21 protein-coding genes are annotated in these 26,165 nt (G+C 57.7%); 9 read left to right on the top strand and 12 right to left on the bottom strand.

The features are described 5' to 3' along the window. Nucleotides 1-10 precede the first annotated feature (10 nt). Together QD461_RS20125 and QD461_RS20120 are read left to right on the top strand one after the other, a co-directional pair. Complete coding sequence (locus tag QD461_RS20125; protein WP_414089341.1) at nt 11-466, top strand: hypothetical protein; 456 nt, start codon at nt 11-13, stop codon at nt 464-466. Beyond that, nucleotides 463-975 (top strand): hypothetical protein, encoded by a 513-nt coding sequence (locus QD461_RS20120; RefSeq protein WP_414089340.1) that lies wholly within the window; start codon nt 463-465, stop codon nt 973-975. The genes QD461_RS20125 and QD461_RS20120 overlap by 4 nt, the downstream gene beginning before the upstream one ends. Before the next feature lie 92 nt (nt 976-1,067). Here the strand turns inward: QD461_RS20120 and QD461_RS20115 are convergent, their stop codons facing one another. Continuing rightward, nucleotides 1,068-1,448, bottom strand: coding sequence for an HAD family hydrolase (locus QD461_RS20115; RefSeq protein WP_414089339.1), 381 nt, complete (start codon nt 1,446-1,448; stop codon nt 1,068-1,070). A 179-nt stretch (nt 1,449-1,627) separates the two neighbouring features. Between QD461_RS20115 and QD461_RS20110 the strand changes: the two genes are divergently transcribed. Beyond that, nucleotides 1,628-1,999, top strand: coding sequence for a hypothetical protein (locus tag QD461_RS20110; protein ID WP_414089337.1), 372 nt, complete (start codon nt 1,628-1,630; stop codon nt 1,997-1,999). Between the two features lie 157 nt (nt 2,000-2,156). Here the strand turns inward: QD461_RS20110 and QD461_RS20105 are convergent, their stop codons facing one another. Beyond that, nucleotides 2,157-3,245: an IS3 family transposase gene (locus QD461_RS20105; RefSeq protein WP_414089336.1), complete on the bottom strand. Its 1,089-nt coding sequence runs from the start codon at nt 3,243-3,245 to the stop codon at nt 2,157-2,159. A 316-nt stretch (nt 3,246-3,561) separates the two neighbouring features. Next, on the bottom strand, nt 3,562-3,774 hold the full coding sequence (locus tag QD461_RS20100; RefSeq protein WP_414089335.1) for a hypothetical protein: 213 nt from the start codon (nt 3,772-3,774) through the stop codon (nt 3,562-3,564). A 434-nt stretch (nt 3,775-4,208) separates the two neighbouring features. On the opposite strand from QD461_RS20100, the gene QD461_RS20095 reads away from it, so the two are divergent. Further along, entirely contained in the window at nt 4,209-4,475 is a 267-nt protein-coding gene (locus QD461_RS20095) for a helix-turn-helix domain-containing protein (RefSeq protein WP_414089334.1), read from the top strand. Nucleotides 4,476-4,868: 393 nt separating this feature from the next. On the opposite strand, the gene QD461_RS20090 is transcribed toward QD461_RS20095, so the two are convergent. Continuing rightward, nucleotides 4,869-5,771, bottom strand: a complete 903-nt coding sequence (locus tag QD461_RS20090; protein WP_414089333.1) for an alpha/beta hydrolase — start codon at nt 5,769-5,771, stop codon at nt 4,869-4,871. A 296-nt stretch (nt 5,772-6,067) separates the two neighbouring features. Here QD461_RS20090 and QD461_RS20085 point away from each other — a divergent pair, with 296 nt between their 5' ends. Next, nucleotides 6,068-8,257: a TonB-dependent siderophore receptor gene (locus tag QD461_RS20085; RefSeq protein WP_414089332.1), complete on the top strand. Its 2,190-nt coding sequence runs from the start codon at nt 6,068-6,070 to the stop codon at nt 8,255-8,257. Nucleotides 8,258-8,662: 405 nt separating this feature from the next. Here the strand turns inward: QD461_RS20085 and QD461_RS20080 are convergent, their stop codons facing one another. Then, the gene (locus QD461_RS20080) at nt 8,663-9,643 is read right to left on the bottom strand and encodes an MBL fold metallo-hydrolase (RefSeq protein WP_414089331.1); all 981 of its coding nucleotides are present in this window, start codon (nt 9,641-9,643) and stop codon (nt 8,663-8,665) included. 300 nt (nt 9,644-9,943) lie between these two features. Between QD461_RS20080 and QD461_RS20075 the strand changes: the two genes are divergently transcribed. After that, nucleotides 9,944-10,291: a transposase gene (locus QD461_RS20075; protein WP_414089330.1), complete on the top strand. Its 348-nt coding sequence runs from the start codon at nt 9,944-9,946 to the stop codon at nt 10,289-10,291. 409 nt (nt 10,292-10,700) lie between these two features. On the opposite strand, the gene fhuB is transcribed toward QD461_RS20075, so the two are convergent. The 7 genes from fhuB to QD461_RS20040 form a co-directional block, all read right to left on the bottom strand. Continuing rightward, on the bottom strand, nt 10,701-12,692 hold the full coding sequence (fhuB, locus tag QD461_RS20070; protein WP_414089329.1) for a Fe(3+)-hydroxamate ABC transporter permease FhuB: 1,992 nt from the start codon (nt 12,690-12,692) through the stop codon (nt 10,701-10,703). Beyond that, entirely contained in the window at nt 12,689-13,594 is a 906-nt protein-coding gene (locus tag QD461_RS20065) for an iron-siderophore ABC transporter substrate-binding protein (RefSeq protein ID WP_414089401.1), read from the bottom strand. Before QD461_RS20065 ends, fhuB begins: the two co-directional genes overlap by 4 nt. Further along, entirely contained in the window at nt 13,584-14,396 is an 813-nt protein-coding gene (locus QD461_RS20060) for an ATP-binding cassette domain-containing protein (protein ID WP_414089328.1), read from the bottom strand. Before QD461_RS20060 ends, QD461_RS20065 begins: the two co-directional genes overlap by 11 nt. Nucleotides 14,397-14,479: 83 nt before the next feature. After that, entirely contained in the window at nt 14,480-15,070 is a 591-nt protein-coding gene (locus QD461_RS20055) for a sigma-70 family RNA polymerase sigma factor (RefSeq protein WP_414089327.1), read from the bottom strand. A 143-nt stretch (nt 15,071-15,213) separates the two neighbouring features. Beyond that, entirely contained in the window at nt 15,214-15,957 is a 744-nt protein-coding gene (locus QD461_RS20050) for a 4'-phosphopantetheinyl transferase family protein (protein ID WP_414089326.1), read from the bottom strand. A 1-nt stretch (nt 15,958) separates the two neighbouring features. Further along, nucleotides 15,959-17,278 carry a lysine N(6)-hydroxylase/L-ornithine N(5)-oxygenase family protein gene (locus tag QD461_RS20045; protein ID WP_414089325.1) on the bottom strand — a complete coding sequence of 440 codons (1,320 nt, stop codon included), beginning with the start codon at nt 17,276-17,278 and terminating at the stop codon, nt 15,959-15,961. Nucleotides 17,279-17,311: 33 nt separating this feature from the next. Next, complete coding sequence (locus tag QD461_RS20040) at nt 17,312-21,310, bottom strand: amino acid adenylation domain-containing protein (protein ID WP_414089324.1); 3,999 nt, start codon at nt 21,308-21,310, stop codon at nt 17,312-17,314. A gap of 324 nt (nt 21,311-21,634) precedes the next feature. Between QD461_RS20040 and QD461_RS20035 the strand changes: the two genes are divergently transcribed. The 3 genes from QD461_RS20035 to QD461_RS20025 all read left to right on the top strand — a co-directional run bounded on the left by QD461_RS20035 (nt 21,635) and on the right by QD461_RS20025 (nt 25,912). Next, nucleotides 21,635-22,789, top strand: a complete 1,155-nt coding sequence (locus tag QD461_RS20035) for a GNAT family N-acetyltransferase (RefSeq protein WP_414089323.1) — start codon at nt 21,635-21,637, stop codon at nt 22,787-22,789. Nucleotides 22,790-22,941: 152 nt separating this feature from the next. Further along, a complete protein-coding gene (locus tag QD461_RS20030) occupies nt 22,942-24,123 on the top strand; it encodes a PLP-dependent transferase (protein WP_414089322.1) in 1,182 nt (393 codons plus the stop codon). 334 nt (nt 24,124-24,457) lie between these two features. Further along, nucleotides 24,458-25,912: an NCS1 family nucleobase:cation symporter-1 gene (locus QD461_RS20025; protein ID WP_414089321.1), complete on the top strand. Its 1,455-nt coding sequence runs from the start codon at nt 24,458-24,460 to the stop codon at nt 25,910-25,912. The last annotated feature ends 253 nt before the right edge of the window (nt 25,913-26,165 follow it).

Raw genomic sequence — 26,165 nt, 5'->3', positions numbered from 1 at the left:
GAACGAACGCGTGCAAATCCTCCTTTGCGATCAAACCGACGTCATCATCGAGGAAATAGGTGCACTGTCACCGCAATTCCGCCAAGCCGGCATACCGCGTTCCATAGAAACCGTTTGGGGGAATAGCCTGGATGATCTAAAAGCGTCCTACAAAATGGACGGTTGGACTGTCACCGATAAGGCGCCGCGGGCAAGTTCATCGGGGAACGCACAAATTTTCGCCGTAGATGCGCCGCAAGGCGGCGGTCCAGTGGTCAAGCAGGTTCAATACAGCCCAGCAAACTCGGACTCCATGCATATTGGACAATACTATAAATTTAGTTATTCTGACGGAGCAACCGTCAAGGTTATTGATCCAGCTACATATAAAGTTACAGGGTGGCCGGAAACCAACACAACGTTTTATAACCAAGCTGGAAATAAAATATCTTATGATGCAGCCAGCAATACTTGGAGCGCGCATTGACTTATAATCTTGATTGGTCCGCCCCTATTGAACCTGGAAACTCAATGCTAGGTTTGCAGCTTGGCATGACGTTTGCGAACGTACGGGCCCTTTTCGAATTCGATAGTACATCAGAGAGTCGTGCAACCAGCTTTTTGAACTCGCCTCGATTGATCGTCGATTCTGACAAAGAAGGGATCATATTTCTTCGTGCTGCCGACATGGATAACGTCGTCTACGATTGGCAAAATATCCTCGTGCGTTTGATCTTCGATCATGGGGCGCTAAAGCTTATGATCGTCGAATTTAGCAAAGGTGACGAGGCGTACAGGTATCAAGGCAAAATATTTGGGAAGGTTGGCCTTGGATCACAAGTGTCGGAAATGCTGGAATTTGCTCCCCTTGAATATGATGATGCCGAAGAGCTTTTCTATTCGAATGGTCTTAAAGGATTGGAATTGGGAGGATCAAATGCATGCGATTTGACAACCAATCCTTCTCAAATCATTACTTCCGTTAGAATTTTTTAGATGCGCTGAACGCCGCAGAGAGCGAAATCATGGCCGACGGCCCAGTCGGCCCGAAGCTGTGATTTTGGCCAAGTTGAAGAGCGAATGCGGAACTACCTCCTTGCTCCGGCCATGAGCGTCCGCGCTTCATGAAGGTCGGAAGCGACGGCGACACAGAGGTCACGCATCTCCGCAGTCGGGTCCATCAGATCGGGGACCATGACCGTCATCATGCCCGCTGCGGCTGCCGGAGGATCTGTCTTCAGTAGCTCCGCAGCTTTCAGGTATGGATCGGGCGCTGGTTTGCTGGCTGGGTAGTCACCGTGCGCAACAATATGATGGATGCGACCTTTTATTCCATGTCGATCCAAATGATGGTCGGCGCTCTCTCGAAACGAAGATGTCGCGATCGCTCGCGGAATATTCAATTGGTCCAGATCATCCGATAGCTCAATAGTAAGCGCGATTTTCCATGCACATTGACGGCTCGGCATCCCTGAGCGGGCGTAAGCGGTGTGCGCCTTACACCTTGACGCGGTCTTTGTGAGCATTTTCGACAAAGACGTTCGAGACAATTTTCCTAATGCGCTCATCGAATGGTTTAGAAATACGCGGTAAAGTTTGGCCGTGTTGGCATTGACAATTTGTATGTGAGATTGCTTTGGGAGCGAATATGCGGAACGTCGTTTTATTGTCTATCGTTCTGGGCGTGGCCACTAGCGGATCGCCGGTCCAAGCGCAGACGCGAATTCCATATGAGAAAGCACCTTACAACGACACTGTAATCCAATGTGGCGCGTTGTTCGCCCTCCTTGCCGACGGCTACGAAGAGGCAGGCGAAAAAGGTAAATCCGTCGATTACCGACAGAAATTCGCTAAGCAGTTGAAGGCTTCTGAAGAAGAATTTGAAAGCGTAGGGCGACCCAAGCTAGAAGCGAAACAAATTTACCAAGAACGTCGCGGTATTCTCGCTACCATGGTGGAAAAGGATACCCAAATGATGGCGGGACTCGTCCGTTTCTGCGATCAAAAGTATCCCCTCTGAGCTCTTCCTGCAGTAAAAGGGCAGACGCATGTGCCCCACGAGCGGCCTCTGTGCTCTGGATCAGTCATGCTTCAGCAGTTTGCCGATTAGAATAATTCCACGGCATCAGTTCCTCGGGGGTAATCCTCCCGTTTTTGACGGGGCTCTGTCGTAGAATTCACGCGGCCATTTTCAGTTTCTGAGCGGGTGTAATGCCGCCTATGCCCATGTTGGGCCGTTCGTGGTTATATGTCCAAAGCCACTCTGTAGCGATCTCCTGCACCTCCGTTATGCTGACAAAAATATACAGATCAAGCCATTCATGCCGAACCGTACGATTGTAGCGTTCGACATAAGCGTTCTGTTGCGGCTTGCCCGGCTGGATGTAGTTCAGGGCAATTCCCCGTGTCTCAGCCCATTCCATAAGCGTGCCACTGACGTATTCCGGGCCGTTATCGACCCTGATTGCCAGCGGCTTGCCCCGCCATTCGATGATCTGGTTGAGACTGCGCACGACCCGCTCGGCAGGTAGCGAGAAGTCAACCTCTATGCCCAGGCCTTCGCGGTTGGAGTCATCCAACACATTCAGTAGCCTAAACTGCCGTCCGTCCGCGAGACGATCGGCCATGAAGTCCATCGACCAGACCACGTTCGGCGCATCCGGCACCGCCAGTTCATCCGGCTTCTCCCGCTTGAGCTGCCGCCGAGGCTTGATCCTGAGGTTCAGTTCAAGCTCCCGATAGATGCGGTAGACACGCTTGTGGTTCCACCGATGCCCCTGGACATTGCGCAGATGCAGAAAGCATAGGCCGAAACCCCACGTCTTCTTCACCCTCACAAGCCCAAGCAACAGATCAGCGATCTGTTCGTTGTCGGCATTGCGCTTCGGGCTATACCGGCAGCACGTCTCGCTGACGCCAAACGTCCTGCATGCCAGGGCGATGCACACACCGTGTTGCGCCACTGCTTTCTCGGCCAGCTCCCGGCGCAGGGATGGCCGCGTCATTTTTTTTCCAAGAGCCTCCTTCAGCAGGTCGGCCTGCATGCTCAAGTCGGCATACATCCGTTTCAATCGGCGGTTCTCTTCCTCAAGAGCCTTCATCTGGCTCATCATCGAGGCGTCCATGCCACCATACTTCGCACGCCACTTGTAGAAACTGGCACTGCTGATCCCATGCTCCCTGCAAAGCTCGGGCACCGGCATCCCACCTTCTGCCTGGCGCAACAAGGCCATGATCTGGGCTCCGCTAAATCGGCTCTTCTTCATCGAAATCTCCTCGAGCATCTGGCCGAGAAAATTCTACTTTTAAAGCCCCTTCTTCACGGGGAGGATTACCGGAGCATCAACCCTATCGGTAACATTTTGCTTGAGGCGATGCGGGGGCAATTTCTCACTTCGCCTGACAGCATCGTCGATTGTCACATCGCCGACGATACTGACGTTAACTGATCCATTTGCAAGATAGGGGATCCGGCTCTTGGCGCGTTCCTCAAGAAGACGCGGTTCATTGATAAGGCTATGATGCCGAAGCGGCTACCATCACATGTCTGACGCACCAGAATGGCAGCTGTCGTCCTGATCTCTAGGCCCAGCCGACATGATTCCGCTGTATCAACTTGAGAAACAGGTCGAACCAAAATCGATACTCTGGGTCACCACGATCGCCCCAGGCCTCAAGCGCACAATAGGCAACCGATGTGGTTTCATCTTCACCATGCCGGTCGACGGCAACCTCGATCGCTTCGGTTTCGGTTAAGATGTGCCAATCCTTAATCACGATGTAATCCGTACTCATGATTTGCTTCCTTATTGTCAATCGATCTCCCGCGCGCTAACTCCTCGCGGCTCTACCGCCTCGTCTTTTTAGCTAGCCAGGAGCTTGGATACATGGCGGTCGTTAGGGTGGATCGGCTGAGCGTCGATATCCCTCCGGGACGCGTGAGTTCTTTATAAAGAGTATCGCTGCTCGATCATCCATCCATGGCATCCTCGCTTTCAGGAATTCCTGCGATCTGTCACGCGCGCCTTGTTATTGACCATTGACTTGGCGACGCGAGCCGCTCGCTGCCTTTCCGACGGGACAAGTCTTCCGCTAGGGCAAAAGAGTGGATCAGAGGGCATAATCCCATACCATATCCGGCGAACGGTCCCGCAAAGGCAACTTATCGCGAATAATTAGAGACTGTCAGTCCGTCGATTGTCAAGCCGTTAATATGCATGTGTTGCGAAATGGACGTGCGACAGACAATCGGTTGGAATCTAAGGCGGCTTCGGGTCATCAAAGGCCTGTCGCAGGAACGGCTAGCGTTCGAAGCGGAAATCGACCGCTCTTATGTTGGGCGGGTTGAAAGAGGCACGGAAAACGTCACCGTAGCGACCCTTGAGGCCTTCGCGAAAGTCTTGTCTGTGAATGTTTCTGAACTGTTCACGGAAATTAACCCGGAGAACACGAAACCTCCGGGCCTTCGCTCAGGCCGCAAGCAAAAGACGCCGTAACCTCGGAGTCGGCATCCGGTTTTCGGAACGATTCTTGCCTGCCAATGCTTGACTGGTAACGATCAGCCGGTGGGCTTCATTAAATCCTCTTGCTGACGTCGGTCGCCGCGTTCCGACAATCCGCCTTAATCTTCTCGGAGCACAATAGTGATAAAAAACATCAGGATGTTGCGCACCAAAGACGGCGCACCAGCGAACATCAATACGGTATCAAGCTCGTTAACCTGATAGTTTACCTTTGCAAAGAAAGTTCTTTTTGATCTCGTCGACGAACTATCGTCGAATATGCGTCTTCATCGATTTTCTCGCGGAGCTCTGGCGCGATCCTCCATGGGATAGATGACGCGACATCAAATCGCCTGCTCGTTCGAACAACAGACGAGGAGGTGCTGCCTAGTCCGGCCTGCGGAACGCGATCTGTACCGCCCTATTCAACGCCACGGGGAGGACAGACATATGGTTTTCTCCGGCATATTCCTCGAATGCGATCGTCGACGAGGAGGAGGTGAGCTCGGTCAATCGGAGCGCCATGTCGTGGGCGAGCTCTATTGTGCGCGTTTCTTTGGTGTGCTCCTGCCGCTTCTGCTCTTCGGCAGTTCCCTTGTGAAAGGGTGCGAGGATCTCGCCCTCATATTGCCCCGCGGAAAGATGCAGCTCAGCATCGAAGGGCACACTATTCTTCTCTAGGAACTCCCGTTCCATCTCAAGAATCGAGGCGTCTTCCCAATAGATCGCAGGGCTCGCGGAAATCCAGCGATTGAAAGCGTCCGGTTTCTTGAATAGCGCATAAAGCATGAATAAACCCCCGAACGAATGACCGAAAAGCGACTGGCGCGACCGGTCGATCCGGGTTTGTCCCTCTATCCACGGTTTAAGCTCGTTCTCGATAAGCGCCAGGAAACGTTCGGCGCCGCCGGTTCTTACATCGGGTGTGTTAGGATAGAACGGCGGATAGATCCGCCCCGGTGGAGGGCTGAGATCCCAGGAACGGCGAAGGGGATCATAAGGGTCTTCGGTTGGATAGCCGATGGCGACGATCACGCCTTCGGTGACATTGGTGCCACTAGGATAGCTTGCTTGCACCTTCAGCGCATCGACGGCGGTGGCAAAGCATGCATTGCCATCGGTTAGGTAGAGGACCGGCCACCCCTCCGGTGGCGCCGGCTTATCAGGTCGAAAGAGAAAGATTCTGTGTGGCTGATCGGCATTGCTGAACTTCAGATCTGTGAATGTGCAGCCGGCAAGAGTGACAGGTGCTGTCGTTGCGGCCGCGTAATCTGATGAGGGGTGATTCATGGCCACTCCGGCAGATAAAGAAAGCGAAGCACGCGAACAACCGGTGCTGCAATTTAAAATATGAATTCAGCACTCATATTATTTGAAGCGTGATCTGACAAGCGGTTTGAACACTTTATTCGGGGGAATTTGCGTTGGGTTGCGGCCAAGCCGTCTGCTCGGCGTAGCCGCCCAGCAATGTGATAGCAAAATCCAGTAAAAAAATATGACTCTTTTACTCACCTATTATTGACGTCGGCTGCGCCATCGAACTAACTTGCGCCATCCATTTCAGAAACGGGCAGGCGAAAGAGCTGATGAAGCAAAAGTCATATAACTATATCAATAGCTTGTCGCGTAAGCGGCTATATTTTGCAGGTGGCGCCACGGCACTTGCTACGATGTTTGTCTTGAGCGGAACCTCCTTTGCGCAGGACGCGCCCGGCAAGGCCAACAACGCAAACGCTACCCAACTTGCACCGATCATCGTCGATGGCCAGTCGGGTGAGGGAAGTGACAATGCGACGGTGGCCGCAAAGAAGAGCGGCGGTGCCACCAAGATCAGCACGCCGGTGATCGAAACGCCTCGCTCCGTATCCGTGATTACCCGAAAAGAGCTAGAAGAGCGCGGTGTTCAGGATGTCGTCGAGGCTGTGCGCTATTCTGCCGGTGTTCAGACCGGCTCCTACGGCTTCGATCCGCGCTTCGACCAGATTTATATTCGTGGCAATGACGTCACAACAGACGGTGACTATCGCGATGGGCTGCGGCAGCCCTATATGAACTATGCTATGTTCAGGACCGATCCCTATGCGCTCGATCGAGTCGAGATCATCAAGGGACCGGTATCCGTCCTCTACGGCGCGGGCTCTCCGGGCGGTATCGTCAGCAAGATATCGAAACTGCCAACGGAGGAGACGATTAGAGAGGTTGGTATCCTCTACGGAACATCGGATCGCGCCCAGACGATGTTCGATTTTAGCGGACCGATCAGCAAGGACGACGATACGATGCTGTATCGGATCACCGGGCTTGCACGAAAGGGCGATACCAACTTTGACATTGCCGATGACCGCTATCTCATCCAACCGTCCTTCACCTGGAAGCCCGACGACGCAACGAAGTTCACGATCTACGGATCGGCGCAATCGACGACGGCGGATGCCAATGTCGGTGCAATGATCGGCCCCGATGGCAATGTTCTTAATTTTCGGGACAGCGATCCGGACTACGACTATCAAAAGACCAAGCAGCAGCAGGTCGGCTATCAATTCGAGCATGAGTTTGACGGTGGTTTCACCTTCCGCCAGAACCTTCGCTTCTCTCATCTCGATCTGAAGGCGCGGTACCTCAGTACACTCGGCTGGACAGGAAACGTTGCCAACCGGGGGGCAACGGCAATCGGCGACAGGATGAACGTCTTCCAGGTCGACAACCAGCTCGAGTCCAAATTCAACACCGGTCCGGCTGCGCATACAATGCTGTTCGGCCTGGATTATACCCGGATGAGCGATTCCTTTGCCTATGGCATGGATGCGACGTCCAGCCCGGCCTATGAGTTCGATATCACCAACCCGACCTATGGGGTGTCCGGCCCGACACCGAGCTACAACTTCAGCCGGGTCAACGCGAGCCTCCAACAGTTTGGCGCCTATGCGCTTGACCAGATCGAACTAGACAAGTGGCGCTTCACGCTTGGCGGGCGCCAGACATGGGTCAAGCAGTCGACCGATACAACGGTTGTCTCGTCGAATACGACGACGAACAGCAGTCTCAACAAAAGCGCGTTTTCAATGCAGGCTGGCGCGCTTTATCTCTTCGACAACGGGATCGCGCCATTCGCCAGCTACTCGACCTCTTTCAATCCGGTCACGCAGCGATCCGCATCCGGTAGTGTGCTCAATCCCGCAAAGGGTGAACAGTACGAGCTTGGCGTCAAGTATCAGCCGCCAGGGACCGACATCCTCCTTTCGGCCGTCGCCTATCATCTCGTCGAAAAGAACAAGCCGGTTCTGGTCGACCCGCTGACGGGCATCTATGCCTCCCTTGGCGAAGTGACCAACAAGGGTATCGAGCTCGAGGCACGGGCCAATATCGCCGAAGGCTGGGATGTGGTTGCAGCTTATGCCTATAACCATTCCGAAATCACGCGTGGCGACAATGCGGGCAATGCTCCGTCTGTGACGCCGCAGAACATCGCCAGCCTATGGTCGAACTACACTTTCCAGGAGGATTCGGTTGCCAAGGGTCTGACCGTCGGTGCCGGCATCCGCTACACGGGCGAGACCTATACCAGCACGGCAAACACAGCCAAGAATGATGCGAGCTTCTATCTCGATGCCGCTATGTCTTACGACTTCGGCGCGATTGATCGGAAATACAAGGGGCTTATTGCATCCGTCGATGTCCGCAACATCGCCAACCGCCGCCTCACGGTCTGCAACGAAGGCTATTGCTATCTCGGGCAGGGCCGGAACGTCACGGCTTCCTTGAAGTATCGCTGGTAAGTTCCTGGCAGGCGCCGTCTCTGCACGGCGCCTGCGTCCCCTCATCGCGTACTTCCCAAGCGGCGAAGCTCTGCCTCTAAACCTCCCATCCAGCTTCTTTTCCAAATCGGCTCTACAGTGTCTTCCGTCAGGGCCTGCTTGGAAACCGGGCATGGGAGCACGCGACGTTCTGTCTAATGCCACGAGCCGTGGCCCGCCCGCCTCCGGCCGATGGCCAGCCTCCATCATCTTCTCATCGATTACCGTAGTGCCTTTGGTGGTCGGGCCACGTTTGGCCGCACCAGGCCGCGAACCAATAAAACTGCCGGGCGGACTGCTTGCCAGAATCCGCTATGCACCGCACAGCTGAATGACGCGAAGAGCCAGGAACTGAAGTCGGGGCCTCACGTTTGGAATGGTCGCGCGTCAGATTGCGAATATCTTTCCGACGGCCAAGGGTGCCACGGTGCTATCACCATAGGCGTTCGCGAGGGCATTCACCGCCCGCCAGCCCGTGCAATGGCCCGGCGCGATCAAGGTAAGACCGAACGTTCCGATGTCGCGCACGGATTCGGCAATGATTTTCTCGTTGCCGCCCGCCAAGTGGAAGCCGCCAGCAACAGCATAGAGCGGGATCGCCGGGAAACTGGACTGCGCATGTCTGAGAACGTTGATGATACCTGCGTGCGAGCAGGCCGTGAGCACGACAATGCCTTTGCCGCCCACGTGAACGGCCAGAAAGCGCTCGTCTATGATGAGCGGATCATCTTCCCAAGATTGGCCGTCCTCGCTCCGCCGCTTGTGGCCGGGGAACCCCTTCTCGTAGCTCGTCATGCGGGGAATCTCGCCGCTGACTAGAAACATATCGTCGAGCAGGACTTGCGCCTCAGTCGTGACGACCGGAACGGCTCCCTTCGCAACGAGCTCGCTCGGCGAAGGGATCTCACGGATGGGAAGTAATCCGCCGCCCGCGAGCGGCAAGGCGCGCTGGCGGAACATGCCGGGGTGCAAATAGCAGGGAACCGGGCGGCCGCCATTTGCTTTGGTGATGAGGTCAAACGCAATCGGCAGGCCGCCGGCGTGGTCCCAGTGCCCGTGTGAGAGCACAACAGCATCGATGCTGGCGAAGTCGATGCCCAACCGGGTCCCATTGTATTCGACCGCGAACTCCACTGGACCGGCATCGAACAGAACAACGCGGCTCGCCGCGCCACGAAACGCTTTGACGACGACTGCCAAGCCGTGATTCGCACAACATTGGCAGCGGCCGGATAATTGTCGCATGCCCGCCCGCATAAGTGCTGTCCACTCAAGCGTGACATTCGGCGGGGCCGTAGACAAGCTATCGGTCAGATTGTCGATCAGGATCTGAAATTCCAACCGATCCACGGGCTGCAAGGTGGGCATGGGCGGTTTTCCTCGTTCGACCGCACGAGACTCTCTTCCGAGCTAGGCGTCCTCAGGTCGAGGATAAAGTCTACCACATTGGCGAGCGGAAGCGACGCTCACATTGGCTCAAGAACAAGCAGCCAATGTCGGAGCCGGGTCGTTCGCGACCGGGTCGCGCCAGTTGAAAGTGCGGCCAAGTCCACTATGTCGCCGAAAGCGAAAGTAAATTCAGAGCATTAGTGGCACAGCTTTAGGGCGCGGCCGGTTGATGGCGCTGCCGGAGACGTGATTTAAACTCTGAAACCGGAGTCACGAATTATGCGCTACGAACTCAGCGATCACGAATGGACCCCCATCGAACCGATGCTGCCGAACAGGGCGCGCGGCGCTCGGCGCGTAAATGATCGTCGCGTGCTCGATGGCATTTTTTTGGGTACTGCGTTCTGGTGCGCCTTGGCGCGCCTGCCGAAGAACTACGGTCCCCGCACCACTTGTTATAGTCGCTTCGTTCGGTGGCGGCGGGCTGGCGTCTGGGACTGGATCATGGATGCCCTGGCCGCCAGTCGCGACGCGGCGATGCGAATGATCGATACCTCGGTCGTCCGCTTGCTCCAGCACGGAGCTTGCATCGCCGACAACAGTCATCAAGATATGGATCGCTCATGAGGGGCCCCGACGACCAAGACCCACGCGATGGTGGACGCCAATGGCTTGCCGGTCCATCTCGCGCTCAAGCCTGGTGAGGCGTACGATAATCTGTTGTGTTCGGTTCTCCTGGGCGCCTTGCTTCCATAAACGATGTTACTCGCGGATCGCGGATACGAGGCGGATTCGATTAGGGAACTTGCCTGCCACAAGGAGCATGGGCGAACATTCCGCCAAAACGAAATCGCAAAGACCCGATCTGCTTTAGCGTGTATCTGTACCGCGCACGCAACTTGATTAAGCTGTTCTCCAACAAGATCAAGCAATGTCGGCGCGCTGCAACCCGATATAACAAGCTCGCAGCCAACTATCTGGCGTTCGTCAAACTTGCATCAATTCGAATTTGGCTGCGTGCTAATCAGTCCGCGCCCTAGGTCGCTTTGCGTCGCTTCATCAGTAGGAGCAACAGCAACGGCGCACCGACGAGAGCGGACACCAGGCCTGCGGGCATCTGGTAGGGAAAGGCGATCATCCTGCCGAACCAGTCAGCTAGGACCATCAGGCCGCCGCCGGCAAGCGCTGAACCGGTAAGCTGCGGCGCAGCGCGGCGCAATCCGAGTTCCCGGGCAAGATGTGGACCCATGAGGCCGATGAAGCTCAGGGGGCCGACGACCAGGGTCGCGGCGGCTGTCATGGCTGCGGCAAGAGCAAAGAGGCTGGCGCGGGCCTGATTGACGCGGATGCCGATCGCCTGGGCAGCCTGTGGGCCGAGCGGCAGCAGGTCGAGCCAGCGATGCGCCAGAAAGGCAAGCGCAAGGCCTATCGCCGCGGCAGTCGTTGCCGCGATTGCCTTGGGTGCGTCGACGAGATAGGTCGAACCACTCATCCATTGCATGACGATCATCGCGCGCGGATCGCCTCCCGCGGCGAGCACGCTGATGAATGCATCCAGCATGGCGCCGAGCGCGATGCCCGTCAGAAGCACGCGCTCCGGCGCAAAACCGGATCGGATGCCGTATAGGAACATGGCGATGAGAACTGCAAATGCGCCCAGGCCGCCGAAACCGAGCTGTGCGGCCATGCCAGGGGCGGGCAGGATGAATAGTGCGGCGGTGACGCCGAGGGTGGCGCCAGCCGAAATCCCCAGCACTTCGGGGCTTGCCATCTCGTTGCCGGAGAGGCGTTGCAAGATTGTGCCGACAACCCCGAGCATCGTACCGGCAGCGAAGGCACCGACGATGCGCGGCAGGCGATAGGGCAGTACGTCGGGCCAGTGCCGAAGGCTCAGCAACGTCCATGCGCCCTCGGGTGCGCGGCCGAAGAAGACCGCACCGATCAGGAGAAGAACGAGCACGGGGATCGATGCATGTAGCAGTGTCCTCGAAATGTGCACGGCGTGGGCCGCATTCTGCATCGAGTTCGGAGCGTTGCCTCGCATCGCTTTCAGACGCGGCAGCATCAATAAGAGCAGCGGGGCTCCGATCAGAGCGGTAATGGCTCCTGTCGGTAGGAATGTGGAAGACGCTCCGGAAAGGAGCAGGAGCGCCTCGTCCGTCAGCAGCAGGAGGCCTGCACCGATAAGCGGCGACCAGATGAGCTGGCTTTTCATGTGTCGGGCGCCGGCAAGCTGAGCGATGCGAGGAGCGATCAGGCCGATGAAGCCGATGATGCCGACCGCGCTGGTGACGATTGCTGCAAGTGCAATCGCAACGCAGACGGCGGCGATACGGGTGCGCTTGACCGAAAGACCAAGTCCGCTCGCGCCGCTTTCGCCAAGTTCGATGAGCGACAACGGCCGCGCCATCAGCAAGGCCGCGACGGCTAGAATGGTGACTTTCGGCAGAAGAGAAAGGGGAATGGTCCAGCTTTGCTGAGCCAGCGATCCGGCGCCCCAGATGAACAGTCCGGACAGATAGCGTTCGTTCATGAGGACGAGAATGGCGGCAAGTGCGCCGCACCAGACACCGACAATCAACCCGGCAAGGACGAGCGCTAGTGGTGAGAAGCCGCGCCTTGCGCCGATGAGGAAGACGACGCTTGCCGCTGCCGCGCTGCCGAACAGGGCGACCACATCGCGGCTTAGCCCCTGAAGGGCGGGAAAGGCAAGCATGACGGCAACCAGCGTCAAGTTGGCGCCGGCGGAAATACCGAGCGTCGACGGCGAGGCCAGCGGATTGCGCAGTACCTGCTGCAGCAGGCTTCCCGATAGCGAAAGGGCGGCACCGGCCAGCAATGCAGTCGCGATCCTGGGCAGGGTTGAATAAAGCAGCAACAGGCGCTGCGGATCGTAACCGGCTTGCTGTTGAAGCAATCGTGACCAATCAGGGGCCAGCTGGTGCCATGCGAGCAGGCCGGCGAGCGCCAGCAACGTCAGCGCCACGACAGGAGCGCCGTAGCTCTTGCTTGTTTCGACGCGGGTCATGCCAATTTTTCCAGGTGATCGAGCAGGATATGCGCGAAGCGCTCCGCTTCCTGCACCATGCCGAACATCAATGTGCCGGGGAGCACGGAGACCCGTCCGGCCTGAACGAAGGGGAGGCTGGTCCAAAGGGGGCTGTCCTGCAGATTGTCGAGGACATTGGGTGGCAGAAGCGGCTCGAAGGCAATCAACCGGAGACTCTGGTCGAGCGTCGCCAATTGCTCAAGGCCGATCGTTTCGAAACCCCAATAGTCGCCGGTGCCGGTCCAGGCATTTTCGAGGCCGATCCTGGTCATGACATTCTGGTAGAGGCCTGCGCCGCAGTAGATGCGCGCGTGGCGTTGATCGACGAAATTGATCAATGCGAGCGGCGGCGGCTTGAGCTTTCTTACCCTGTCCGCGCAGTCGTTGAAGAAGTGCTCGGACCGTGTAAGGAAATCATCGGCCTGTGGTCGTCGGCCGATCGCTTCGGCGAGCAGCCGCGTCGCCTCGATGGAGCGCGGCAGCGCATTGCCGCCTTCGGCATAGACGGTCAGCTCCAAGACCGGTGAAATCGCTTCGAGCTGAGGCTTCATTGGAGCGAGATAGGGCGTGGTCAGGATCAATGCCGGCTTGATGCTCGCCAGAAGCTCGAGATTGATTTCGCTGGTGGTGCCGAGATCGACGACACCAGGCGGCATTTTCGGCTCGATGACCCATAAGTCCCAATCGGCAAGCGAAGCGATCGCCGCGGGGGTAACACCAAGCGCAAGCAGTGTCGAAGCCAAGCCGTAATCGAGCGAGACGATGGGGCCGGATATGGGCTCGGCGGCTGTTCCGACACGAGGAGCCGCGAAAAGTGCCGCAGCTGCCAGAAGCGTACGGCGCGATAGCTTAAGATTGTCGAGGATGCGTTCAGATGACATAGGCAAGCGGTGTTCCATGCACAGGATGCGCGGTGACGCCCATATTGGCGCCGTAGATCATCTGTAACGTCTCTCCCTTCATAAGGCTTTGCGAAGCTCCCTTTGCAATCAGATGCCCTTGCTTCAGCGCATGCAGATGGTCGCAGAAATGCGCTGCGATATTGATGTCGTGCAAGACGAGAATGACGCTCAAGCCCTTCGTCCGGCAAAGCTCACGCACGAGCCCCAGGATTTCCATCTGGTGCGCAATATCGAGTGCCGATGTCGGTTCATCGAGGAGCAGGCAACGGCTGTCCTGGGCAACCAGCATGGCGATCCAGACCCTCTGACGCTCGCCGCCGGACAGCGTCTCCACCATCCGGCCCGCCAGGGTATCAACATGGGTGAGCTTCATTGCCGTCTCCACCTTTTCCCGATCGAGATCGGTGAAGCGACCGAGCGCTCCGTGCCAGGGATAGCGCCCGCAGGCGACAAGCTCTTCGGCCGTCATGCCCCCGGCCGACGAAGTGTCCTGCGGCAGGTAGGCCACGGCGCGCGCGAAAGCGCGCATGTCATAGGAAGCGGCTGCAATGCCGTCGAATAGGATACGCCCGCCGGTCGGCTGAATTTGTCGGGCCAGCAACTTGATCAGCGTGGATTTTCCGGAGCCGTTATGGCCGATCAGGCCGGAAATCTCGCCGGCATTGAAGCTGATATCGAGCGGATGGAGAATGGTCTTGCCGTCCACCTCAAAGCGTATGGCTTCGGTCGTAAAAACCGCGGTTTGTTGTCGATTGTTCCCTGCGGGCATTTCATCTTTCATTTTCGTTCCTGCTGCAGCGCTGTGGCTTTCTGACATGCTGGCTGTCGCCTGGGTGGCGGGATCCCGGGCACAGAGTGCGTTCTTCACGCCTGCATCTCCCGGACACGTGCTGGCCGGCTGCGTCTCTGCCTGCGAGCGCCGGCACAATCCTGACCCGCTTCGAGCGAGATGGCGGCAAGGCAGCGCGAATGGGCTTCCCGAAGAAGACCGCAAACGAGCGCGCAGGACACACCGGCCTCCTTAGCGATGATGTTTTGAGGGATGTCGTCGAAATAATGCTCCTCGTAGAACTTCCGGGTTCTGGCGGGCATGGCTTCGACTGTGCAGCGGAAGGCCTTGTAGGCCTCCGCCTCGTGGAGGTGTTCTTCAGGACTCCCATAGGCGGAGGCATTGCCGCCGACCTCCTCACCGACGAACAAACCGCGTTCATATCGAAGGCGCCGCATTTGGTCGGTCGCAAGATTGCGCACCATGCGCATCACATAGGGCGTGGGTGCCTCTATGCCTTCCCGTAACGGCTTGGAGACCAGTTGGAGCAGAACCTCCTGCACGACATCCTCAGCCAAGGTCACGCAGCCGGTGACCCTGCGCGCGACGGAGAGAAGTTTCGGATAGGCATGGAGTGCCGCTTGGAGTTGCTCATTGGACGTCGACGGCGAATGGTTGGTAATCATGTCGGGCTCTCGCTGAAATCCAAAGTTGCATTCCGGTTTGCCCCTCTTTTTGGAAGGAGACCCTATAAAACATGATTATATGAGTCAAGATAGTGAAGTGGAAAAGCATCACGTCTTCTAATTCATGATCTATCAATATGATTTTATTCCAGATTCCAAAGAATTCCGCGAAGTGAATCGCACGCCTCATGGTGGCGCCAGGTCGGTTGCGAGATTGGCTTTGATGTCGCGACCGCCCATTCAAAAACACCTGCTTCTGTGTCGCCGAGCCGGCCGGAATGAACGAATATCGACGCGCCCGGCTCCCGGTCTCCTGTGCTGGGAGTTGTACCATTCGGCGCGACGGTCACCGTCTGCGGGTCGATGCGGAAGCCGAGACCAAGACATTTGAGCGCAGCCTCCTTCCTGACCCAGCAGGCCAGAAATGCATCGCGGCGATGTCGCGGCTCCAATTGACGAACTTGATCGAGCTCATGTTCGGAAAGGATCATCGGCATGATTTCGAACGCTTCCGTTTCCGAAAACGCGTCGTGCCGCTCGATATCGATGCCGATACGGCCGCCATGGTTGATTGCTAGCGCGACTAGATCCCTAGTATGAGAGATATTGAAGTCGATATCTGGATGGTCGGGCAGGTAGGGTCTGCCCGACGGCGTCGTCGCGATCGACAAAGCCTGCGGGGCGCAACCTAGCCTGCTCCCGAGGATGTGACGGCACAGAAACCGTCCCGCCACAAAGAGCCGCCGCGCTTCGATCGAGCGAAACGCCGCTGCCCGGTGCCGCTCGGGCTCGCTCAACAGCAGGTCAACCACACGAAATCCGTTGCGCACACGCAGGCAATGAAGCTCGACCTGCGCCATCACATCTCCCGCCTCCAAAGCGCTCACTTTATTCCGCCGCCAGCCCCACGGACGAAGAATAATTCGAGGGTGAAGTCTGTGTCTCCCAGCGAATGATGGGATCAAGTTGACCTAGGTCGAAGTGCTCGTGACCGAGCAGCGAGTTGGCGATGACGGCGCTTCGCCAGGCAGTGAGGCTGAGCTGCGGTTCGGCAATACCATGGCTGTGCCGGCCGGCATTCAGGACGAAGATGCGGTTCTCATCTGGGCCGTCCCATACCAGTGAGAAGTCGCTTCTCAGCACCGGCTCGCCGACGGAGTCTAGTTCGATGCGGTTTTCCAGCGAATGCAGGAAATCGGGAAGAACAAAACGATAGCCGGTAGCAAGAACGATCAAGTCGACGGTAAGCGCTTCCATGCTGTCGTCGAAACCATTGCGCATCGTCAGGGTGACCTCTTGGCCGTCTTGAACGGATGCGACGACGTTGCGGAAGGGCCGGAGCGATACGCCATGGTCCGCCGCGCTCGGCGTTTCAAGCTTGCGCTCATAGAGACGACGGTAAAGCTTCTTCAAGGTCGAGGCGGAGACGCCGTCGCTGGCAAGGACCTGCCGACGTGTATGGGTAAGCCGCAACTCTTCGGGCAACCCGTGGAAGCGCTCCATGTAGCTTGGCGTAAAAAGTTCATTGGTAAAGGGCGAGGCATCAAGCGGCTCGAAATTCGGACGGCGGCTGATCCAATGGATGGTCGAGGTACTGTTCCGGTCCAGAAGTGCATCGACGATCTCCGCGCCGCTTTGCCCGCCACCGATGACGGCTATGCGCGGGGCTTTGACGTCTCCAAGCCGCTGCGCAGCCTCGCTGCTGTGGAAGGTCATGGATTTCGCCAGCTGTTCGCTCCAGGCTGGGCGAGCCGGGGCCTTACCGATGCCGACGGAGAGATTAAGGGCGCCGATCGCGCCGTGATCGGTTGTCACGGAGAAGGAGCCGCCATTGGCATGGATCTCGCGTACACGCGACCCGAAGCAGAGCGATGCCAGGCCGCTGGCAACCCAGCCAAGGTAATCGGCGAACTCTTTGCGCGGCACTGCCTCGTATTCCGCATTAATGAATTGGTAAAAGCGTTTATGAGCAACAAGATAGGAGAGAAAGCTCCAACGACTTGTCGGATTCGTGGCCGTCACCAGATCCTTGAGGATGGAGGTCTGCATCTCGGCTCCCGGCAGCATCATTCCAGGGTGCCAGGCGAAAGATGGGCGGCGTTCGAAGAAGCGGACGGAAAGCTGCGGTACGGAATCGAGCTGGGCGGCAAGGCTGAGGTTGAACGGACCGATTCCGGCCCCGGCGAGGTCGAGCACGTGCGATGTCATGATGCAGCTCCAGAATGATGTCGTAAGAGGGGGTTACTTGACGGTGCCCGCGGACAGTGAGCCCGGCGCAAAAGCGTGATCGAGCCGCCGCGCGAAACGCTGATGGAAGGGCGTCTTGCCGATGATCGTCAGATGGTTGGTGCCCGTAACGATTTCCGATGCTGTGGCATTCGGCGAATATCGGCGCCAGTCGATGACGTTGAGGGAACGGGTCAGAGAATCCTCGGCCGCAAAGGAGTGGATGCGGAAATCGGATCTTTCCAGACGGTAGTTGCGGAAGATCATCCCATTGTCGATGAGGATCCAGAATGTGTGCTCTTCCGAGCCGATATCCGGACCGTCCGTCGGCAGTTTGACATTGTGTTTGACGATATGATGCAGGAACTGCTCGTATACTTCCGCATCCATGGCAGTAAGAAGCCTTTTCCAGTCCTCGCGCATTGGCGTGTGGGCGAGCCAGTTTTGGACGGCGGCATGGGTGCTGTCCCGGATGCCGTCGTAGAAGCGTGGTGTTACGCCAACCGTGAATTCCTCGTCCATGTCGCAAACGTCGACCATGCCGATCATGCGCAAGTCGATGTCGTTGCCGATTTGCCGTGCGGCCTCATAGGCCAGCAATCCGCCCCAAGACCAGCCGAGGAAGGCGCAGGGCCGCCCCTTGGCTTGTCTGCGCACCGTCTCGGCATAGCGCGCGGTGATGTCTTCAACGCGGGTGCTGAGCGTCTTGGTTTCCGTCAGGGAATAGCAGATGAAACCTGTCGCCGGCTGTTCCGGCCCGAGATAATCGACGAGCCGCATATATTCGCGCGTGCTGACGAGGAGGCCGGGGAAGCAATAGAGCACCGGCCGATCGCCGTTGCGGCGGAGATAGACGACGTCGACCCCGGCCTCGTCGCGCTTGCCGCTGATGGCGAGCGCGAGATCCCGCACTGTGGGATGATTGAACATGTCGGCGATGGAGAGCGGCCATTCGGGATGACGCATCTTCAGACGGGATACAATGCGCACCGCCGCCAACGACTGCCCGCCAATATCGAAGAAATTCTCGGTGACCCCGATATCGCCGATGTCGAGGATCTCTTTCCAGGTTTGGAGGATCGCTCTCTCGTTGTCATCAGCAGGAGCGATCATCTCCCGCTGCACGCGCGGAGCCGGCAGCGCGGCGCGGTCAAGCTTGCTGTTCGGTCCCATTGGTAGCCTGTCGATCAGCATGATCGTCTGCGGCACCATGTAATCGGGCAGGGCGGTTATGGCTGCACGGCGCAACTCGGTGATACCAAGGCTTTCCCCCTCCCGCGGCACCACATAGGCGACCAGAGAACTGCGACCGCCTTCATTGTGCAGTAGGACAACCGCTTCGGCGACGCGCTGGTCCGATCGCAGCACAGCCTCGATCTCACCCGGCTCTATGCGGAAGCCGCGCAGCTTGATCTGATGATCGACGCGGCCGGCAAATTCGACGATGCCGTCTTCCCTCCAGCGGCCGAGGTCGCCGGACTTATACAGTCGGCCTCCCGGCGTGAAAGGATCCGGAATGAAGCGATCTGCCGTTAGCTCCGGCTGGCCAAGATAGCCCCGGGCGAGGCCGCTGCCGCCGATATGGATTTCGCCGATCACGCCCACCGGAACAGGCGCAAGGTCGGCGTCGAGGACATAGATGCGCCGGTCGCCCACGCCGCGGCCGATCGGTGCCACTGTCCCCTCAAAACGGGTTCCGGCCGGGATCTTCCAGATCATCGGCGTCATGATGGTCTCGGTCGGCCCGTAGCCGTTGATCAGCAGCCGCGCCTTCAGGTTTTCGGTGATTATGTCGAATACTGCCTGCGACAAGGCCTCGCCGCCGAAGGAATAGAGCCGCAGCCGCGGTATGTCGCCGTTCTCGCCCGCATACTCGGCGAGGCCGCGCACGTAGCTGGTGGGCAGGCTCGCATTGTTGACGCCATGGCGCTTCATCATTGCGAAGGCGTCTTCGGGCGTTGCGAGCTTGTCCTGCGTCAGCACCACGCCGCCGCCGGCCATCAGCGGCACTATCCAGCGTTCATGGCCGCCATCTGAGGTGAAGGGGAGAACTGGATATTCGCAGGACTGATCGCTCATCTCATAGATGCGCAGCGTTGCCTTGCAGTGATGGGCAAGCGGACCATGTTCCACCACCACGCCCTTTGGAACGCCTGTTGAGCCAGAGGTATAGATCACATAGGCCAGCTGCTGCAAGGCGATGGCGATTGCGGGCGCCTGGCTGCTTTCCGTCGAAAGGTCGACCTTGTCGAGGTTGAGGAAGGGCGTTGCAATATCGCTCGGCAGGTTCGCGATGTGCATTGTCTTGGAAATGACGAGCGAGAGATCGGGAGCCGTGAGGATATGGCGATTGCGCGCTTCCGGATGATCCGGCTCGACCGGGGTAAAGGCACCGCCGGACTTCAGCACCGCCAGAATGGCAATGATCGCATCGATCGACTTTTCAAGCGCTATCGCAACCCGCTTTTCCGGGCCGATCCCAAGGGCGATTAGACGATGTGAGAGTTTGTTGGCGGCGGCTTCCAGTTCGCCATGTGTGATCGAATTCTCGCCCTGCGCCACAGCAAAGGCATTGGGCCGTCGTGTCGCCTGCGCGGAGATGACCTTGTGGATGGGCGTGCCGTCATCGGGCTCCGGCGCATCGGGATAGGGTGCGGAAAGCCTGTCGAGTTCTTCCGCCGAAACGAATGGAATATGTTTGATCTGCTCACTTGGATTGCTGCCGAGTCTTGCAAGCGCGACAGCGAAATCATTGGCCAGGCGGACAATCTGTCCAGGTTCATATTTTTGCGGGTCGAAGCCGAAGCTCAGACGAAGCTTGTCGCCGAATGCCGGGAAAACGGTAATGACCAGCTCGGCGTCGCGGCGAGCCTGCGTCTCTATGGGGGTGTGTACGCCGTGTATGTTGGAGGCAGCCTCCAGGAGGCGCAGGGGCGGGCGTACATCGAGCAGCGTCTTGACGAGACCGGTCGTGTCGAAAGACTCGTCGCGTCGGAGAAGTGCATCGGCAAGTGCTTCGAAGGGCAGGGCACGTCGTCCGGCGACTTCGACTTCCTCAACGAAGGCTTGGCGGACATCATCCAATGTCATGGCGCCGTCGAGCTTGGCCGTCAGGACCAAAACATCCTCGCTGCGTGCAGCAATTGTTTGTGTCTTCGGCCGCGTGACCAATCCGATCCTCTGCGTGCCATGGCCTGAATGGCGGCGCAGGACGATCGCAAGAGCGGCGAGAAGGTCGCGCGAAGCGTCCAGGGTCGATGCCATGGAGATCAATTGATCAGGCATGAAAACTTCAAGTATATGCTCCTGCCAGCCTTCGTCGACAATGCTCCTACCTGTCGATGTCTGCAGTAGCAGGGATGCGATATTGTCCTGTGCGATCAGCCGATTGAACCAGAAGTCGACTAACTCGGGCGCCTGGCCCCGCGGTGCGCCGTTGCCGGCCATCCACACGGCGGCATCGGCCAGCGCTGTCTCGGTGGGGGTTGCTGGCCCGCCGTCATCGAGATTGCGGAAGAAGTCTGTTGCCAGCAGATCGAGCGTTGCGGCGTCGGCAAGTATGGCATGCGCGGAAAATATCGCGCCGATCGCCTGTCCGCTCTGCGTCAACAGGGTAAAGCGGGCCGGATTGCCGTTCGTCAGATCGACCGCGCGAGCCCGTTCTGCCGCTGCGGCTGCGGCCAATGCATCTTCAAGACTGTCGCTGGTTGCCAGCTCCGTCTCTATGATCTCGACCGCTTCATCGCTCTTCAGGATTTGTTGGACCGCACCACCGGCTCGCGCCTCGAATTGCGATGTGATGAGCGGGTGTTGCCGTGAAAGGGCAGCAAGAGCCTCACGCGCGACAGCGGTGGAGATTGAAGGAAAGGTAACAGCAAGTATTTGTCGCCCATAGACGATCTCATTGCCGGTCTCCGACAAGAGCCAGATTCGCGATTGAGTAGGCGATAGCGAGCATTTGCCGATGTAGTTGGACTGATTTGCTGCCTTGGCGTTCGAATCGTGAACAGTCATTGTTTTGCAAATCTCCCCAGAATTCGTCGGGAAATCGCCAGTTGTTGTAAATACAATAATGTATACATATCAACATCCGCGATGGATATTGATTTAAACTGGTCGAATATTCCCGCATTCAGCTATAAATGTATCCGAATTCCCCGGATATATCGTCGATTTGTTTGCATGACGAACGGAGGCATCGGAAATTCAGCCAAAAATTAAGAAAGAATTCCCGGAAATATTTTGAATTTCGCAGGATGCCATTCGTCACTGCGGAATTAGCGCCGGGTACGTCCTCTGGTCCCGGAATTACGCGACTTTCAAGATAGGGAGAAGAAGATGGATGTTTCCTTGGCGTTGAAGAGCGAGGCGACGGTGGCGCGAGTGTCTGATCTGCGCTTGCCGGTTTCGGGCTTTGCGAGCCATGCTCTCGTCTTTGGGCAACCGCTTATCGTATTTTCAGGACAGGCAGCAGGCAGCTTTCGTGTCTCCTATCGCGGGGTTGAGGTAGCCTCAGGTAATTTCTTAGGATCGACAAATAAGCTGCTGGTGTTAAATGATATATCGACATCTGTCTCTCCAGCTGCGGACGAGGATATCGTCAACGCTGTGTCGGAAGCTGTTCTGGTATGCAATCCGCAACTGGCCTCCTTCGAGGTCGAGCTTGCTGAAGACGATCTGGCAAGACGCCTTTTGGAAGCAGGTGCCATCGAGCGGCGCGAAGACCGCTTGATCGTGCGCCCAGAGTTCCTTTTCCAGCAGCCGAAGTTTTGGCTTGGAAGCACGCGCCCCTCATATCCCGAGGTGCCGGTCCTGACCAACGGCATCCATCATCCGCAGAGGCCGCCGAAACCCGTTGGCCGCGTTTATAGCCGCTTCATTCCCTGGCTGAATACGCAGCTAGGCTTCCATGTCGCCGATCTCGATACCGATCTCGAGCACTTGCATCGCTGGATGAACGACCCGCGTGTGGCGGCCATATGGGAGGATAGCGGCGATATTTCCTATCACCGCGACTTCGTTGCGAGCCGTCTGGCAGACCCGCGCACACTCCCGCTGATCGGAACATTCGGTGGTGTGCCCTTTGGCTATTTCGAGCTCTATTGGGCGAAGGAAGACCGGATCGGACCGCACTACGAAGCCGATTGCTTCGATCGCGGCTGGCATGTGGCGATCGGCGAGGACGGTTTCCGCGGCAAGACGTTTGTCAGCGCTTGGCTGCCGTCGTTGATGCATTACATGTTCCTGGCGGATGCGCGTACACGCCGGATCGTCGGCGAGCCAATCCATCATCACGCCCAGCAGATCCGCAATCTCGACCGTTCCGGCTTTGCCAAGGTCAAGCATATCCAGTTTCCGCACAAGAAGGCGCTTCTGGTCATGCTGCTGCGCGAGCGCTTCTTCATGGACCGGCTGCTGTCGCCCGATCTGACGGGCCTTTCTGATGAAAATGACCAGCCTGTCCTCGGCTCGCTGCCTCGATTCGGCGCGTGACGAAAGCAGCCGTCGCTGGGAACGATCCGCGCATCGCAGACGATTTTGTTGCCACCCTCGGCTGTTTCGCGGCGTGGCGAAACGGATCCGTTGATGCACCGTGCCAGCTCGCTCGCCAATCGACCATTCACCCCTGAACATTGAGGTATGCCATGAACGAGACACCGAGATTCTATGCCTGCCGAGCTGCCATCCCCGATGCGCAAATGCCGCATCGTGATGACCCTTTCGATGCAGCAGTACCGCCTATCTACCAAACATCGCTATTTCTGTTCGACAGCTACAGGGAGCTGGAGGATGTTTTTGCCGGTAGATCGAAGAAGCCGATCTATTCGCGCGGCGACAATCCGACCGTTCGCATTCTGGAGCGCAAGGTCGCCGAGATGGAAGGTGCAGACGCGGCGCGCGCCTTTTCGAGCGGCATGGGTGCGATTGCGGCAGCTGTCCTGGCCTTCGTGGGACCGGGCGACCGCATCGTTACCGTCAGGCACGTCTATAGCGACGCCTTCCGCTTCTTCGAAAAGGTGCTGAAGCGTTTTGGCGTTGCCGTCGACTACGTGGACGGTGCCAATACGGAGGCGATGATAGCGGCACTTCCCGGCGCCAAGCTCGTCTATCTCGAAAACCCCACCTCCATGGTGTTCGAGGTGCAAGATCTGAGCGCCATCGCGGACGCTGCGCGCCGTCATGGCGTCGTGACGGTGGTCGACAATTCCTGGGCGACACCGCTCTTTCAAAGCCCGCTTGCCCTCGGCATCGATATCGTCATCCATGCCGCCTCTAAATATCTTGGTGGGCAGAGCGATACGGTGGCGGGTCTCGTCGCCAGTTCGAAGGTGCATATCGATCGCATCAATAGTGAAATCTATCCCTATACCGGTGCCAAGCTCGCGCCTTTCGAGGCATGGCTCGTCCTTCGCAATCTGGAGACCCTGCCGTTCCGCATGCGCCATCATCATGAGGCCGGTCTTGAGGTTGCCTCCTGGCTGCAGAGACATGAGGATGTGGGCAGAGTCATGCATCCCGCATTCGGCGATCATCCCGGAAAGCGCAGCTTCAGCGGCTTTGGCGGTCTGTTTTCCTTCGAGGTTTCCGATCGCATCGAGGTGGCCGGTTTCGTGGACGCGTTACGCCTCATCCGCATCGGCGTCAGCTGGGGCGGCCCCGAAAGCCTCGTGGTCCCGGCGAAGGCAGCGCTCAGCATTTCACCGGAGACCAATGTCTTTGCGCGCTTCGGCGTCAGCGACCGTACGATCCGCCTGAATGTCGGCTTGCATGCGGCAGGCGACATCATTGCCGATCTGGAACACGCGCTTACGGCGGCAAAACGCTAGGCGGATTTTGGCCGTTACATCGCATGGGCGGGACGGTCCTGCCGTTACGCCCATGCGATTATTCGTTATCGATTTGCGTCTGCCGAGGTTGATCGAAACAAGACGACCGTTCCTGGCGCTATGTGTTCCATCGCAGAGAGCTCAGGCTCAAATCCCACCGGAAGTCCTTTCTGCGGGTTTCCGCGCAAACTGCTTTCAATAAAGAGAAAACCCCTCTGCTTGATTGCTAGCGAGGCGGGCGCCGGGCTGCACCATATTGCAATTGCTACATGGGTAGTTTGGGAGCATGCTGATGAACGAGTCCGGTAGACTCGCGCAAATGGGGAGAGGGGAAATGACAATACAAAATCCATCGCCTTCATTGCACAATGAAGATCTGGCACCCGCGGAGGAGAGGAAGTGGGGCGCGTTCAGTATTTTCAATGTGTGGACATCCGACGTTCATAGTTTGTGGGGCTATTACCTTGCCGCCAGTCTGTTCCTGCTATGCGGCAGCTTCATCAACTTCGTAATCGCGATCGGTATCGGCTCGCTGGTTATATTCGTTCTCATGAGTTTGGTCGGCAATGCCGGCGTGAAAACGGGTGTGCCATTCCCCGTTCTTGCCCGCGCCTCTTTCGGCACCTTCGGCGCGAATGTTCCCGCGCTGGTACGCGCCGTCGTCGCCTGCTTCTGGTACGGCGCACAGACCGCGGCGGCTTCGGGCGCGATCGTTGCCTTACTCATCCGCAATGAGAGCATTCTCGCCTTCCATCAGAACAGCCATATGCTCGGCCATTCGACGCTTGAGGTTATTTGCTACGTCGTTGTCTGGGCGCTGCAGCTCCTGATCATCCAGCGCGGTATGGAGACGGTGCGCAAGTTTCAGGATCTGGCCGGTCCTGCCGTGTGGATCATGATGCTGGTGCTTGCCATCTATCTGGTGGTAAAGGCAGGCAGCTTCTCCTTCGGCAGCGAAATCCCGCGCGATGTGCTGTTGGAAAAGACCAAGGATGCGGGTGTCCCCGGTGAGCCAGGAACCTTTCCGGCGCTCGCAGCCGTGGCTGCGACGTGGATTACATATTTCGCAGCGCTCTACCTGAATTTCTGCGACTTCTCGCGTTACGCCAAGGACACCAAGACCTTGCGAAAAGGCAATCTCTGGGGATTGCCGATCAACCTGCTGGCCTTCTGCCTAGTTGCGGGCGTGACGACAACGGCTGCCTTCACCGTCTATGGCGAGGTACTCCTACATCCGGAGGCGATTTCGGCGAAATTCGACAGCTGGTTCTTGGCGCTTCTGGCAGCGTTGACTTTCGCGGTCGCAACACTTGGTATCAACGTGGTCGCAAATTTCGTCTCGCCGGCATTCGATTTCTCGAATGTCTTTCCCCGGCAGATTAGCTTCAAGCGAGGTGGCTACATTGCGGCCCTGATTGCGTTGGTACTCTACCCCTTTGCACCATGGGAGACGAGTGCTGCGCATTTCGTCAATTTCATCGGCTCGAGCATGGGGCCGATCTTCGGGATCATGATGGTCGATTACTATCTGATCCGGAGGGGCGAGCTAAATGTCGCGGCGCTCTACCAGGAAAATGGCGAGTTTCGGTTCCAGAACGGCTGGCATAGAAATGCTTTCATCGCGCTCATCATTGGAGCGCTGTTTTCCTCGATCCTGCCGACATTCACCTCGATCCTGCCGAGTTGGTGGGCAACCTATGGCTGGTTCTTCGGCGTCGGCATCGGCGGGGCGGTTTATTTTGTGCTCCGCGCCAGCGCTCGGGGCTCGGCCGTCGGCGCCGCGACATGAACGACGAGGCTTCCTGCCCCTGAAGTCTCAGTGACTTCGGGTGTGGAGCAATGCGTCGGGGAGACAGGCACCGCTCTTCTCCCCGACCTCCGGCATCGGTATTTTGTCTTCGAAAGCTAACACCTTACCGGCGGCAAAGATGGTGATTGCAGGCTTTTCATAGAGGGAGCCCTCCGACGCAATCCCGCAGGAAACTAGAAGGCGGGGACCTTGCCTGTTTCTGTCACTTCTGCCTTTCTTTGCAGGATGCCAT

This window comes from Rhizobium sp. BR 314 (assembly GCF_047445805.1).
GTDB classification, from domain to species: domain Bacteria; phylum Pseudomonadota; class Alphaproteobacteria; order Rhizobiales; family Rhizobiaceae; genus Rhizobium; species Rhizobium lusitanum_B.
The sequence above is the reverse complement of the archived record's forward strand: the minus strand, read 5'-3'. Positions and strand labels throughout refer to the sequence as shown.

Excerpts from the sequence above, each read along its gene's own strand:
- QD461_RS20115 (WP_414089339.1), bottom strand. The coding sequence starts at position 1,448 with ATGCCGAGCCGTCAATGTGCATGGAAAATCGCGCTTACTATTGAGCTA.
- QD461_RS20110 (WP_414089337.1), top strand. The coding sequence starts at position 1,628 with ATGCGGAACGTCGTTTTATTGTCTATCGTTCTGGGCGTGGCCACTAGC.
- QD461_RS20105 (WP_414089336.1), bottom strand. The coding sequence starts at position 3,245 with ATGAAGAAGAGCCGATTTAGCGGAGCCCAGATCATGGCCTTGTTGCGC.
- QD461_RS20100 (WP_414089335.1), bottom strand. The coding sequence starts at position 3,774 with ATGAGTACGGATTACATCGTGATTAAGGATTGGCACATCTTAACCGAA.
- QD461_RS20095 (WP_414089334.1), top strand. The coding sequence starts at position 4,209 with ATGGACGTGCGACAGACAATCGGTTGGAATCTAAGGCGGCTTCGGGTC.
- QD461_RS20090 (WP_414089333.1), bottom strand. The coding sequence starts at position 5,771 with ATGAATCACCCCTCATCAGATTACGCGGCCGCAACGACAGCACCTGTC.
- QD461_RS20085 (WP_414089332.1), top strand. The coding sequence starts at position 6,068 with ATGAAGCAAAAGTCATATAACTATATCAATAGCTTGTCGCGTAAGCGG.
- QD461_RS20080 (WP_414089331.1), bottom strand. The coding sequence starts at position 9,643 with ATGCCCACCTTGCAGCCCGTGGATCGGTTGGAATTTCAGATCCTGATC.
- QD461_RS20075 (WP_414089330.1), top strand. The coding sequence starts at position 9,944 with ATGCGCTACGAACTCAGCGATCACGAATGGACCCCCATCGAACCGATG.
- fhuB (WP_414089329.1), bottom strand. The coding sequence starts at position 12,692 with ATGACCCGCGTCGAAACAAGCAAGAGCTACGGCGCTCCTGTCGTGGCG.
- QD461_RS20065 (WP_414089401.1), bottom strand. The coding sequence starts at position 13,594 with ATGTCATCTGAACGCATCCTCGACAATCTTAAGCTATCGCGCCGTACG.
- QD461_RS20060 (WP_414089328.1), bottom strand. The coding sequence starts at position 14,396 with ATGAAAGATGAAATGCCCGCAGGGAACAATCGACAACAAACCGCGGTT.
- QD461_RS20055 (WP_414089327.1), bottom strand. The coding sequence starts at position 15,070 with ATGATTACCAACCATTCGCCGTCGACGTCCAATGAGCAACTCCAAGCG.
- QD461_RS20045 (WP_414089325.1), bottom strand. The coding sequence starts at position 17,278 with ATGACATCGCACGTGCTCGACCTCGCCGGGGCCGGAATCGGTCCGTTC.
- QD461_RS20040 (WP_414089324.1), bottom strand. The coding sequence starts at position 21,310 with ATGACTGTTCACGATTCGAACGCCAAGGCAGCAAATCAGTCCAACTAC.
- QD461_RS20035 (WP_414089323.1), top strand. The coding sequence starts at position 21,635 with ATGGATGTTTCCTTGGCGTTGAAGAGCGAGGCGACGGTGGCGCGAGTG.
- QD461_RS20030 (WP_414089322.1), top strand. The coding sequence starts at position 22,942 with ATGAACGAGACACCGAGATTCTATGCCTGCCGAGCTGCCATCCCCGAT.
- QD461_RS20025 (WP_414089321.1), top strand. The coding sequence starts at position 24,458 with ATGACAATACAAAATCCATCGCCTTCATTGCACAATGAAGATCTGGCA.